General features: G+C 63.2%; 12 protein-coding genes. 8 read left to right on the forward strand and 4 right to left on the reverse strand.

The features are described from left to right. Positions 1 to 30: 30 nt before the first annotated feature. A complete protein-coding gene (locus RN01_RS00005) occupies positions 31 to 636 on the reverse strand; it encodes a CNP1-like family protein (RefSeq protein WP_017511761.1) in 606 nt (201 codons plus the stop codon). Beyond that, complete coding sequence (locus RN01_RS00010; protein WP_017511762.1) at positions 629 to 1,354, reverse strand: RNA pyrophosphohydrolase; 726 nt, start codon at positions 1,352 to 1,354, stop codon at positions 629 to 631. Before RN01_RS00010 ends, RN01_RS00005 begins: the two co-directional genes overlap by 8 nt. A 184-nt stretch (positions 1,355 to 1,538) precedes the next feature. Between RN01_RS00010 and RN01_RS00015 the strand changes: the two genes are divergently transcribed. The 5 genes from RN01_RS00015 to RN01_RS00035 all read left to right on the forward strand — a co-directional run bounded on the left by RN01_RS00015 (position 1,539) and on the right by RN01_RS00035 (position 7,429). Continuing rightward, positions 1,539 to 3,260 (forward strand): proline--tRNA ligase, encoded by a 1,722-nt coding sequence (locus tag RN01_RS00015; RefSeq protein WP_017511763.1) that lies wholly within the window; start codon positions 1,539 to 1,541, stop codon positions 3,258 to 3,260. Between the two features lie 15 nt (positions 3,261 to 3,275). Further along, a complete protein-coding gene (locus RN01_RS00020) occupies positions 3,276 to 4,031 on the forward strand; it encodes a lytic transglycosylase domain-containing protein (RefSeq protein ID WP_011517599.1) in 756 nt (251 codons plus the stop codon). 4 nt (positions 4,032 to 4,035) lie between these two features. Then, entirely contained in the window at positions 4,036 to 4,917 is an 882-nt protein-coding gene (locus RN01_RS00025; RefSeq protein WP_017511764.1) for a 2OG-Fe(II) oxygenase, read from the forward strand. A 289-nt stretch (positions 4,918 to 5,206) separates the two neighbouring features. Next, positions 5,207 to 6,637, forward strand: a complete 1,431-nt coding sequence (locus RN01_RS34985; protein ID WP_304413571.1) for a hemolysin — start codon at positions 5,207 to 5,209, stop codon at positions 6,635 to 6,637. Positions 6,638 to 6,790: 153 nt separating this feature from the next. Then, positions 6,791 to 7,429, forward strand: a complete 639-nt coding sequence (locus RN01_RS00035; protein ID WP_017511766.1) for a LysE family translocator — start codon at positions 6,791 to 6,793, stop codon at positions 7,427 to 7,429. A gap of 93 nt (positions 7,430 to 7,522) precedes the next feature. Here the strand turns inward: RN01_RS00035 and RN01_RS00040 are convergent, their stop codons facing one another. Beyond that, positions 7,523 to 8,065 (reverse strand): hypoxanthine-guanine phosphoribosyltransferase, encoded by a 543-nt coding sequence (locus RN01_RS00040; protein WP_011517595.1) that lies wholly within the window; start codon positions 8,063 to 8,065, stop codon positions 7,523 to 7,525. A 74-nt stretch (positions 8,066 to 8,139) separates the two neighbouring features. Next, positions 8,140 to 9,531 carry a signal recognition particle protein gene (gene ffh / locus RN01_RS00045; RefSeq protein ID WP_017511767.1) on the reverse strand — a complete coding sequence of 464 codons (1,392 nt, stop codon included), beginning with the start codon at positions 9,529 to 9,531 and terminating at the stop codon, positions 8,140 to 8,142. A gap of 117 nt (positions 9,532 to 9,648) precedes the next feature. Here ffh and RN01_RS00050 point away from each other — a divergent pair, with 117 nt between their 5' ends. Genes RN01_RS00050 through RN01_RS00060 form a run of 3 tightly spaced genes read left to right on the forward strand, consistent with a single transcriptional unit; the run spans position 9,649 to position 12,908 of the window. Then, on the forward strand, positions 9,649 to 10,587 hold the full coding sequence (locus RN01_RS00050; protein ID WP_017511768.1) for an inner membrane protein YpjD: 939 nt from the start codon (positions 9,649 to 9,651) through the stop codon (positions 10,585 to 10,587). Positions 10,588 to 10,602: 15 nt separating this feature from the next. After that, positions 10,603 to 10,875: a PP0621 family protein gene (locus RN01_RS00055; protein ID WP_011517592.1), complete on the forward strand. Its 273-nt coding sequence runs from the start codon at positions 10,603 to 10,605 to the stop codon at positions 10,873 to 10,875. Next, on the forward strand, positions 10,872 to 12,908 hold the full coding sequence (locus tag RN01_RS00060; RefSeq protein ID WP_017511769.1) for a histidine kinase dimerization/phospho-acceptor domain-containing protein: 2,037 nt from the start codon (positions 10,872 to 10,874) through the stop codon (positions 12,906 to 12,908). The genes RN01_RS00055 and RN01_RS00060 overlap by 4 nt, the downstream gene beginning before the upstream one ends. The last annotated feature ends 5 nt before the right edge of the window (positions 12,909 to 12,913 follow it).

Raw genomic sequence — 12,913 nt, forward strand, 5'->3', positions numbered from 1 at the left:
CCCCGCCGTTTTTCATGCTCGGATTACCGCTCAGCGGCTAGGCGCGTACGCCTTCAGGTCGCGGATCAGCTTGTCCGCCTTGCCCGCCACGGTGCGACCTTCGCAGAAGTAGTCCGTCGCCAGCGTGGCAGCGTAGGCATTGCGCACACCCGTCTCCATGCGACGCCACATGTCGCGGTCCTCTCCCCGGTTGGGCACCCACTCGGTGGCGCCCTTGGGCAAGGTGGCGTAGAGCCTGCGCTCGAACGCATCGCAACGGATGCCTTCGTAGGTCACGTTGCGCCCGCCACCACTGCTCGTGATGACAACCGTGAATCGGACCACGTTGTCGTCGCCCACGGAGACCGACTTGGGGTCTACCGCGAAGCGGAATGAACTGCCGCCGTTCACCGAGAACGGGATCAGATCTTGGTCACGCGGCAGAGCGGGCAGGGTGGTCGCCCCTTCCTTGAATGGCTTGTCCGCGAACGGGTTGAGCCAGGAACTGGCCGGTTGGCCGTCGCCAGTCGGGGTGTCGGCCGCCTGTTCCTCGTCCTTGGGCAGGCCCTTGTCGGTGGTCTTGCAGGCCGACAGCGCCAGGCAGACTGCTGTCAGCAACAGGCCGGCGCGAATGTGCCGGCCGCTGAAACTAATCATCGGAACTCCGTTGAGTGGATGCCGGACTGGCCGGCGAAACGGGCGCGGTCGCGAGATCGCTATGTGCCGCTTCCTGCACGGTCGCCTGAATGGTAACCGATGCCGTGACCGAGACGCTCACCTCGGTTACGGTGGTCTCCTCGATCGGCACGGGCCTCGGTGGCCGTCCCTGGTCGCCATGCCGGCCAGGGCCTCCGTGGTGGCCATGGTTACCATGGTTGCCGTAGGGACTCAGCGGCACGCGTCCACGGTTCAGGAAGCGCGATAGCTCGGTCAGCGCCATCTGGTAGACGTCGCGCTTGAACTCGATGACGGCGTCCAGCGGCACCCAATAATGGCTCCAACGCCAGGCGTCGAACTCAGGATGATCGGTCGCGCGCAGGTGGATGTCGCAATCGCGGCAGACCATGCGCAGCAGGAACCAGATCTGCTTCTGGCCCCTGTAGTGGCCGCGGATCTCGCGGCGGATGAACTTGTCCGGCACCTCATAACGCAACCAGTCGCGCGTGCGACCGACGATCCTGACATGCTCCGGAAGCAGGCCGACCTCTTCGTGCAGTTCGCGGAACATGGCCTGTTCCGGCGTTTCGCCGTACTTGATGCCACCTTGCGGAAACTGCCAGGAGTGTTCGCCGATTCGCTTGCCCCAGAATACCTCGTTGCGTGCGTTGATGAGGATGATGCCGACGTTCGGGCGAAAGCCTTCACGATCGAGCATGACTGCACCTCGAATCCTTTAGAATTACGACGATTATAAAGGATGCGCGCGGGTCGGCCTGATGGCGGGAGTGCTGGTTTTCCCCGACCGGAAGGGCAGTTTCCGGCGCGTCCGGCCCAATGGATGCCGCATCGCGGCGCGGTCGGGATGCCAGATGGCGCCCGGCCTTACGAGAAAGCAACGGATGAAAGCCTCGCAATTCTTCATTTCCACCCTCAAGGAAGCCCCCGCCGACGCGGAAATCGTGTCGCACAAACTGATGATGCGGGCCGGCATGATCAAGAAGCTCGGCGCCGGCATCTATAACTACATGCCGGTAGGCCTGCGTGTTATCCGCAAGGTCGAGAACATTGTTCGCGAGGAAATGAACCGTGCTGGCGCCGTGGAGCTGTCGATGCCGGTGATCCAGCCTGCCGAACTCTGGCAGGAGACGGGCCGCTGGGACAAGATGGGGCCCGAGCTGTTGCGTCTGAAGGATCGGCACGAGCGCGATTTCGCGGTGCAGCCCACTTCCGAGGAAGTGGTCACGGACATCGCCCGGACCGAAATCCGCAGCTACAAGCAACTGCCGGTCAACTTCTACCAGATCCAGACCAAGTTCCGCGACGAGCGCCGTCCGCGCTTCGGCATCATGCGCGGCCGCGAGTTCACGATGAAGGACGCCTATTCGTTCGACCGTGACATCGACGGCCTGAAGGCGTCGTACCAGAACATGTACGACGCGTACGTGCGCATCTTCCAGCGCTTTGGCCTGGAATTCCGCGCCGTGGCGGCCGACAACGGCGCCATCGGCGGTTCTGGCTCGCACGAGTTCCACGTGATCGCCGATACCGGCGAGGATGCCATCGTCTATTGCCCGACGTCCGACTACGCCGCCAATATGGAAGCGGCCGAGGCGCTGCCGCTGCTGGCAACGCGCGCCGCGCCGGCCGAGGAGTTGAAGAAAACCTCGACGCCCGAGAAGGCCAAGTGCGAGCACGTCGCCGAATTCCTGGGCATCCCGCTGGAACGCACGGTCAAGTCGATCGTGCTGGCCACCGACAGCGACGCCGGGGCCCAGATCTGGCTGCTGCTGATCCGTGGCGATCACGAACTGAACGAGGTGAAGGCGTCGAAGGTGCCGGGCCTGGTTGACTTCCGCTTTGCGACCGAGACTGAAATCGTCGATACCTTCGGCTCGCCTCCGGGCTACCTCGGTCCGATCGGTCCGAAGAAGCCGGTCAAGGTGGTGGCGGATCGTACCGTCGCCAACATGAGCGACTTCTGCTGTGGTGCCAACGATCGCGACTACCACTACACCGGTGTGAACTGGGGCCGTGACCTGCCGGAACCGGCCGTGGCGGACCTTCGCAACGTGGTGGCCGGCGACGCCTCGCCGGACGGCAAGGGCACGCTCGACATCTGCCGTGGCATTGAAGTGGGCCACGTGTTCATGCTCGGCACGCGCTATTCGGAGTCGATGAGCGCCACGTTCCTGGACGAGAACGGCAAGACGCAGCCGATGCAGATGGGTTGCTACGGCATCGGCGTGACGCGGATTCTGGGCGCCGCCATCGAGCAGAACTATGACGAGCGCGGCATCATCTGGCCGGCGGCGATCGCCCCGTTCGCGGTGGTGGTGTGCCCGGTTGGCTACGATCGCAACGAGGCCGTCAAGGCCGAGGCAGATCGTATCCACGCCGAGCTGCAGGCTGCGGGCGTCGACGTGATCCTGGACGACCGTGGCGAGCGCCCGGGCGTGATGTTTGCCGACTGGGAACTGATTGGCGTGCCGCACCGCGTGGTGGTGGGCGACCGTGGCCTCAAGGAAGGCAAGGTCGAGTACCAGGGCCGCCGTGACGCCCAGGCCACCCCGGTGGCGGTGGCGGATGTGGTTGCGCACGTGCGCGGCCAGCTGGCTGCCTGATCCGCATCCTCGATCATGCGCATCCCCGACCTGCCGACGCGCAACCGCTGGTCCGCCTGGGCTGGCGGTTTGCTGTGCGCGACGCTGATTGCGAACGCCCATGCCGGCGCGCAGAAGGAGGAGGCGCTTGCCGACTCCGTGCGCGGGGCATTGGCGGCCGCGATCGCCGACAACAGGCCGGTGCGCCCGGCCTTCGCGTCCGGGTCGGAGCGCCTTGGCTACCTGAAATGGCTCGGCGAGATGTCGCGCCGGCTGGAAGCCCGGATTCCCGAGCCGCAGGTACGCGTCGAGTTGATCGAAACCGTCTACTACGAATCCAAGCGCGCCGGCCTGGAGCCGTCGCTAGTGCTTGGGCTCGTGCAAGTGGAAAGCAACTTCCGCAAATATGCGATCAGTTCGGCCGATGCGCGCGGACTGATGCAGGTGATGCCGTTCTGGGTGCGCAGCATCGGAGATGGCGACACGCGCAAGCTGTTCCATCTACAGAGCAACCTGCGCTATGGCTGCACGATCCTGCGTCATTATCTCGATCGCGAGAACGGTGACCTGTTCCTGGCGCTGGGTCGCTACAACGGCAGCCGCGGGCGCCCCGAGTATCCAAACGCGGTGCTGGCGGCATGGAAGCGCTGGCAGTATTCCGAGGCGACCGTGACCATCGCGGGGGATCCGGATCCCGCCGCGGTCACGCCGGCACCCGTGCGACGCGCGGTACCGCCGGAGTCGCCCGCCCGCAATCCGTTCTCGCCGCAACGTCTTGCCAATCCGTCATGAAGTCATGAAGCGCGATTCCCGCGCGGGGTACAGCGCGTCTTCGCCCGAACTGGAGCACTGGCTGACACGCCATATCGCACAAGGCTTCGATGCCGAGTCGCTGGTGCTGTCGATGCTGCGCTCCGGCTACGACGCCGCGTTCGCACGCGATACGGTCAGCGCTGCAATAGGGTATCCTCCGGCCGTTGCCAGTGCGGCAGCGCCCGCGCCCGTAGCGAAGGCCGCTGAAACGCCAACGGTCACCGGTGGCAATGCCTTCCGCCACAAGGATCGCGAGATGCCGATCCTGTTCAGGCTCGAATCTCCGCGCATCCTGTTGCTGCAGAACCTGCTCGATGATGCCGAATGCGATGCCGTTGTGGCGCTGGCGCGCGACCGCCTGCAGCGCTCTCCCGTGGTCAATCCGGATACTGGCGACGAGAACTTGATCGATGCGCGTACCAGCATGGGCGCGATGTTCCAGGTTGGCGAACATGCGCTGCTGCAACGCATCGAGGCGCGTATCGCGGCCGTGACGGGCTGGCCCGTCGAGCACGGCGAAGGCTTTCAGGTCCTCAACTACAAGCCCGGCGGCGAGTATCAGCCGCATTTCGATTTCTTCAATCCCAAGCGTCCCGGCGAAGCGCGCCAGTTGCGCGTGGGCGGGCAGCGCGTTGCCACGATGGTGATTTACCTGAACAGTCCGGCCTCTGGTGGTGCCACGGCATTCCCGCGCATCGGCCTCGAGGTGGCGCCGGTGAAGGGCAATGCGGTCCTGTTTAGCTACGGCCTGCCCGATGGCGCGCTCGACGAGCGCACCTTGCACGCGGGATTGCCGGTGGAGGCGGGCGAAAAATGGATCGCTACTAAATGGCTGCGCGAGCATCCATACCGCAGCAGGGGCTGAACTTGCATTCGCAAGGTAGCTGAATCGCTCGCCTTTGCATGCTCATGATTTTCCTATAATTCGTGAAACTGCCAGATATATCTATTTAATGATTATTGATCTGGCTTCATATTTTAAATAAATCGCTCTCATAAAATCGCAAGACCCGCTTGAGGTGTCAACTGTATGACAACTGTTTTGGATTTATTTCGATAAATCTAAATAGTTGATTCAATGGTGTGATTGCCTCTGGTGTGGATCTGTCAATCATATTATTGCGAAAGGTCGATTTATGAGAGTGATATTACCATTGGTCGCATTGATGCTGTCATCGGTGGCTAATGCTGTGGTTATTGATGAGGATACTTTCAGGCGAAATGGCGGCGACATGAGAAATGTCGGCGCATCCATTCGAACCGCTAACGAAAAACTACAGAAGCACAGTACTGAAAAGCCCTGGCTGGCTGTTGGACAGCTCAATGGATGCACGGCAACCTGGCTTGGCAACAAAGATGGCTGGGCCTATATCCTGACAGCCGCACATTGCGTTTTCAGTTCGGCAACGGAGATGCCTGTACGACTAACGGCAACGGAGACGCCTCTACAACTGACGTTTAAAGGCTGGGATGGCGGCATTGTTGCCTCAGGACTGGGGGTCGCCTATGTGCCCAGGGAGCGTATCAATATTCCTGCCAACATGGGCTGGGCTTCAACGGATGTTGCCCTCGTAAAGCTGCCGCTGCTCCGTCCGCTGAAAGACAAGGCAGGGATTCCGGTGGAAAGGCCGATTCTGAACGACAGGGACGACGAGAAAGGCCGGGCTGTCATGTTTGTTGGCTATGGAGATTGGGGTGTCGGGCTGAACGAAGGCTATGGGTCGGAAAGTGGCGCCAGGAGACTGTACGGCCGCAGCAAGATCACTTCGTTCTCCGAGAATGACCACGGCATTGGCGCGAGCTATAAAGCGTTTGGCCCTTCAGCCAACTGGGCCCGTGTCGCGGCTGAGGACGGCGGTTCGGCATGGTGGCAGATCAGGGATACGAAGCCCGTGATCGTTGCCACCACTCATGTCGGTCATTCGAGAGCTTCAATAGGCACCCGTATCTCAAAGTATGCGAACTGGATTCGCTCGATTTACCCGGAAGCCCGCTTCCTCTCGGAGATCCGTCCGCAGGGCTGCATCATCAGCCTGAGGAACGGTGCGAAGTACTGCCTCGAGGTTGGACAAAATTCGGGCTACAGTCTGCCCGCCTGGATTTACGCGCACGAGGTCTATGTGCAGGCGGATAGTGGGGTATCGGTCACGCTGTCTGATTGGGACAACCTTTCCTATAATCGGCTGGCGGAGTTTGTCGGTACCGTGGAAAACGATAAACTGCGTGCCGTCAAGGCCCACAACGGAGAGACGCTGGATTTCTCAAAGCCACGGTCGATGCGTGTCGCGCATAGTACCCGTCCCCTGGGCTGCATCGTCAGTCTGGTCTCGGTCGACAAATATTGTCTTCCGGCTGGCGAGCGCTCCGCGTATTCGCTGCCGGCCTGGATCTATGCGCACGATGTCGTGGTCCAGGCAGACTTTGGCACCGGCGTCATGCTGTCTGACTGGGATAACCTGTCCTACAATCGCCTGGCAGTTTTCAGTGGCGTCGTTGAGAACGAAAACATGACGAACGTGAAAGCTTACGACGGACAGATGCTGAACTTTTCGAAGCCGCGTTCAATGCGGGTAGTCCAGCAATAATAATTGGGCTGACGGCTGCCCCGTATAGCCGGTTCGTCAACTGTCATGGTGACGAGGTCGGTCAGTACCGGTCCTTTCTTGGCAAAGTGTGCCGGTACTGTATCGATGAGTCTGCCTAGACTGGGTGTACTCGGCAATTCCTGATGTACATCCATGACTTTTCCAGCCTTTCTTCCCAATGTGGCTGCCGGCTCCGGCGTGTTGCTGGCCTTTTGCGCATTTGCGCTGGTCTCGTCCATCACCCCCGGCCCCAACAATACGATGGTGCTCGCGTCCGGCGTCAACTTTGGCATTGCGCGCACCGTGCCGCACCTGCTCGGCATCAGCATCGGCTTCTCGGTCATGGTGGCGCTGGTCGGCCTGGGGCTGGGTTCGATTTTCACGGCCTGGCCGTGGATGTGGGACCTGCTGCGCGTGGTGGCCACGGCCTATCTGGTGTGGCTGGCGTGGAAGCTGGCGACGGCTGGCGGCGTGCAGGACCGCGAAGTGGCCCGGCCGATGAGCTTCCTGCGCGCGGCCGCATTCCAGTGGGTGAATCCGAAGGCGTGGGTGATGGCGGTGGGGGCGTGCAGCACCTATGTGCTCGACGCCAACATCTGGGTCAACGCCCTGGCAATGGCTTGCCTGTTCGCGGTGATCAACCTGCCCAGCGTGGCTACGTGGGCGGTGTTTGGTGCTGCGCTGCGCAGCTTGCTGGCGCGGCCGCGCGTGTTGCGCGTGTTCAATGTGACGATGGCCCTGATGCTGCTGGCCTCGCTGCTGCCAATTCTCGGCGCCCACCCGCACGGGTAGTCACCAACAAAACGATTCTGGCGTCGTAGCGCGGCCTTGGTCAGTCCACTTGTACTGTCTGCGGCCGCGCCTTTGCAGGGCACGCCCTAAGAATCAAACCAGCGCGCGGATCGCGCCCAGGTTACGCCAGTAGCCCTTCACGTCCATGCCGCAGCCAAAGACGTAGCGGTCGGGTACCTGGAAGCCGCAGAAGTCCGGGTGCATCGGCTTGATCTTGGTCAGCGTCTTTTCGCACAGTACGGCAGCGTGGCATTCCTTGGCGCCCATGTCCATGATGCGCTGGCGGATGGCTGCCATCGTCTCGCCTTCGTCGAGGATGTCGTCGAGCACCAGCACCACGCGGCCCTTGACCGATTCGCGCGGCGCCACGCGCCATTGCATCTCGCCGCCAACCGTCTTGTTGTTGTAGCGCGAAAGGTGGATGTAGTCGAATTCCAGCGGGAACTGCAGCTTGGGCAGCAACATGCCGGTGAAGACGACGGCGCCGCCCATCACGGACAGCACCAGCGGAAACGCGTCGCCCATCTTTTCCGTGATGTCGTGGGCCATGCGGTCCAGCGAGTTCTGGACTTCCTCGGCGCTGACGATTTCCTCGGAGTCGAGCCAGAGTTCGCGGGCCTGTTCAGCGGTCATCATGATCGTTGTCCTGTTCTTGTCTTGCTTGTCTTGCCTGTCTTGCGGGGGGCAGGTGGATGGTGTCTTGCCGCAGGTCAGCGGTTGAACAGGCCCTTCATGCCACCCTTCATCGCGCCCATCTGGCGCATCATCTTCATCATGCCGCCGCCCTTGAGCTTCTTCATCATGCCCTGCATCTGGTCGAACTGATTGAGCAGGCGGTTCACTTCCTGCACCGGCACGCCAGCGCCAGCGGCGATGCGGCGCTTGCGGCTGGCCTTGATCAGATCGGGTTTGGCGCGCTCGGCCGGCGTCATGCTGTTGATGATGCCTTCCATGCGGCGCACCTGCTTTTCCGCCTGGTCCATGTTCGCGCCTTGCGCCTGCGCGGCGAACTGGGCCGGCAGCTTGTCGACCAGGCTGCCCAGGCCGCCCATCTTCTTCATCTGGCCGATCTGCGCCTTGAAGTCCTCGAGGTCGAAGCCCCCGGTCTTCTTGATCTTCTTGGCCAGCTTCTCGGCGGCTTCCATGTCCACGCCGCGCTGGGCTTCCTCCACCAGTGCGAGGATGTCGCCCATGCCCAGAATTCGCTGGGCCATGCGGTCGGCATAGAACGGCTCCAGGCCGTCGAGCTTTTCGCCCACGCCGACGAACTTGATCGGACGCCCGGTGATGTGACGCACGGACAACGCCGCGCCACCGCGCGCGTCACCGTCAAGCTTGGTCAGGACCACGCCGGTCAACGGCAGCGCGTCATTGAACGCCTTGGCCGTGTTGACCGCATCCTGGCCTAGCATCGCATCGACCACGAACAGGGTTTCGGCGGGCTTCAGTTCGGCGTGCAGCGCGGCGATCTCTTGCATCATCGCCTCGTCGATACCCAGTCGGCCGGCCGTATCGACGATCAGCACATCGTGATAGTGCTTGCGTGCCCAGTCGAGCGCGGCACGCGCGATCTCCACCGGCTTCTGGTCGGGCTGGGACGGGAAAAAATCGACGCCGACCTGCTCGGACACAGTCTTGAGCTGGGCGATAGCGGCGGGGCGGTACACGTCACACGAGACCGTCAGGACCTTCTTTTTCTTGTTTTCCTTCAGCCACTTGGCCAGCTTGCCCGAAGTGGTGGTCTTGCCGGCGCCTTGCAGGCCGGCCATCAGGATGACCGCCGGCGGCTGGACGTTCAGGTTCAGTTCGTTGGACTTCTGGTCGGCAACGGCTTCATCGCCGCCGATGACCGCCGTCAGCTCGCGCTGCACCACGCCCACCAGGGCCTGGCCCGGTGTCAGGCTGCTGACGACGTCCTCGCCAAGGGCCTTTTCCTTGACGCGGGCAATGAATTCGCGCACGACCGGCAGTGCCACGTCGGCTTCGAGCATGGCAAGGCGCACTTCGCGCAGCATCTCGGCGGTATTGGCCTCGGTCAGTCGGGCCTCGCCGCGCATGGTCTTGACGACCCGCGCCAGGCGTTGAGTGAGGTTATCCAGCATGGCAGGAAGAGGGAGGAAAGTCGGCTTGAGTGCGGGGCGCAGGTGGTGCCGTGGCAGCATTGTGGCGGGAATCCACCAGCGAATCCACCGGCATTGGCACTAAGGTAAACTGCGCAAATGGCCATTGTACTGTATGCCTTGACGGCACTTCTCTACTGCGGCCTGGCCTTTCATGGCTGGGCGACCCGCAACCCGCGACTGGCGGCGGCCGGCGGGGCCACACCTGGCCATCCGGGGCGTCCCGGCGCGACGGCCACCGCAGTGCTGATGCCGCCCGCTGCCGGCGGGCGCGCCGAGGGCCAGCCGGCCTGGTGGCATGGGCTGGTGATGGTGGCCCTGGTCAGTCACGGGGTGCTGCTCCATGAAACGATCTTTCCGGCGGATCGTATGGTGTTCGGGTTCGCCTTCGCGCTGTCGTCGATGCTCTGGCTTGGTGTGGGCATCTACTGGATCGAGAGCTTCTTCTTCTCGCTGGCCGGCCTGGGCCTGGTCGTTTTCCCGGTGGCGATGCTGGCCAGCCTGATGCCGCTGGCGTTCCCGGGCACGCTGATCCTGGGGTACGCGGCGCGTCCGCTGTTCAAGCTCCATTTCGTGATCGCCAACGTGGCGTATGGCCTGTTCACGCTGGCGGCGTTCCATGCGTTCCTGATGCTGATGGCCGAGCGACGCTTGCACGGCTTCAACCGCCCGGCCGGGACGGAGTCGGCATCGAGCCAGTGGCTCGGACGCTGGCTCGACCTGCTGCCGCCGCTCCTGACGCTGGAAAAGCTGCTGTTCAGGCTGATCGCCGCGGGCTTCGTGCTGCTGACGCTAACGATCGCGTCCGGTTTCCTGTTCTCCGAGCAGCTGTTCGCGCGGGCGTTCCGGATCGATCACAAGACCGTCTTTGCTGTTATCTCCTGGCTGATGTTTGGCGGCATCCTGGTCGGACGTCATTTCCGGGGCTGGCGCGGCCGCACCGCGCTGCGCTGGGTGATCGCGTCGTTCGGGATTCTGCTTCTCGCCTATGTGGGCAGCCGCTTCGTCATGGAAGTGGTGCTGCACCGTATCACCTGATCCCTTCGCCCCGACATGGCAAGAATCTTCCTACTGCTGGCCATCGTGCTGGGCATCTTGTGGTGGCTGCGCGATCGCGCCGGCACGCGGCAGACCGCCGAGAAACAGGAGCCGCCGCCGCGCCGCACGGGCGCTGGCGACGAAAACATCGAACCGATGGTCCAGTGCGCGCACTGCGGCGTGCATCTGCCGCGCGGCGATGCCATCGCATGGCACGGCCTGCATTACTGCCGCCGTAGCCATCTGCCAGACATGCCCGGCGAGGGCGATCACGGCACGCGTTCATGACGGCGCCGGCGTCGGCCTGGTCCCGTCTGAACGGCTGGCGCGTGCTGGTCAAGCTCTGGCGTCAGTCGGAGCCACCTGAATTCCACTGGCGGCTGCAGCGGTACTTCTGCTGGACGCGGCTTGCCGTCGCTGTGTTGCTGGTCGGCTATGCCTGGCTGCCGCTCGAACGCGCCGCCGCCGGCGCCGACGTCTTCAACGTGGCGACGAACGCGCGCATGGCCTCGGCCATGCCGGTCGTGCTGCCTTATCTGGCCATCGCCCTCGTCACGCTGTTCGGTACGTTGTGGCGCAACCACTTTCACGTGCGCGTGCGCGTGCAGGTGCTGGTCGATATGGTCTTGCTGGCCTCCATCTACGCGGCGCTCGGTCACTTCGGCAGCCAGGGCGAAGGACTGGCGATGATTTTCCTGCTGCCCGTGATCGAGGCGGGCGCGCTGACCAGCCTGACGTTTGCGCTGTTTGCCGCTTCGGTGTCGGCGCTGCTCGTGATGGGCCCGCCGCTCCTGCAAACGTTGATCACGCGCCAGGTCGATGTGAACCTGCTCGGTTCCGGCCTGTTCGGGCTTGTGTTCATGATCGCGGCGCTCGTGATGTACATGCTTGCCAACCGCCAGATTGCCCAGGAGCAACTGGCGCTGGCGCGCGAACAGGAACTGCGCCTGCAGCAGCTCGTGAACCGGTTGATGGTCAATGACATGCAGGACGGCGTGATGCTGGTCCGTGCCAATGGCGTCGTCGTGGCGGCAAATCCCGCCGCGCTCGTGCTGCTTGGCGTGCAGCAGAACGAGCGGATTCGCGAAGGGCAGGTCCGTGTTGGTGAGCGCGAGAACGTGTTGTTCGACCTGCGCCGAATGCCGCGTCTGCAACCGCTGCTGGAGATGCTGCGCGACTGGATCCGCATGAAGGACGACGTCCCGCGCATCCTGCAATTGCTGCCGCTGCCATCGCGCCCGTCCTCCTCGGCGCGCAATTCGATGCACACACGGCTGCGCCTTCGCTTCGTGCTGCCCGGCCTGGCGGGCCTGCGTTCGACGCTGGCGGGCGCACTGACCTCGCCATCGGGCCTCGACACAACCAGCTGGAACGATATGTCGCCCGAGGGCGCCGCGCGCCTGCGGCTGGCCATCGCCCAGAACGAGGCTATGGCCTGGAGCCCGGCGGATGAGGCGCTGCTGCGTAGCGAGATGCGTGACACGGTGCTGGTGCACATCGAAAGCTGGGAACGTATTGCGGAGCAGGTCCAGCAGGAAAAACTCGCCGCGATGGGCCGGCTGGTCGCCAGCGTCGCGCACCAGATCCGCAACCCGCTCGCGGCGATCAGCCAGGCCAACGAACTGCTGGCCGACTCCGGCGGTGGCGAGGGCAACATCGATGCCCGCCTGCTGCGCATCATCAGCGATAACGTGCGACGGCTCGATCAGGTGATTTCCGATGTGCTGCAACTGTCGCGCCGCCCGCGTACCGGGCATAGCGCCGTTGATTTGGCCAAGGCGCTACCCGAAGTCGTCGACCGGTGGCGGCTGGAAATGCGTTCGCGAGCTGGCGCCCGCGCCGAGGTGAACGCCAACGCGATCCGCATCACCGTCGATCTGAAAGGGCCGGTGATCTTCGACATGTCGCAATTGCAGCAGGTGCTCGGCAACCTGCTCGACAACGCATGGCGCTATTGCAGCCGGCTGCCGGGCGCGATCCGCCTGCTGGCGCATACGCTCGACCAGCACCATGCCGAACTGATTGTCTGGAACGACGGCGCGGAAGTCACGCGCGAGCAGCAGCGCAGCCTGTTCGAGCCGTTCTTCACCAGTAATCCGCAAGGTACCGGGCTGGGGCTGTTCATGGCGCGCGAGCTGTGCGGCGCGAACGACGCCCAGGTGCGCTACGGCGCGATCGTGCTCGAGGATCTGCTCGACCGCACCGGCATGCTCGTCGGGGCTCGCGATACACTTCCCGGCAAGGCATTCGTGTTGACGCTGCGCAACGAAGTGCCCGACGTCGCGAATGCCCAGCCATTTCAACCATCGGCCAAGCTCTGATATCC

This window comes from Cupriavidus sp. SHE (assembly GCF_000812445.1).
GTDB lineage: Bacteria > Pseudomonadota > Gammaproteobacteria > Burkholderiales > Burkholderiaceae > Cupriavidus > Cupriavidus metallidurans.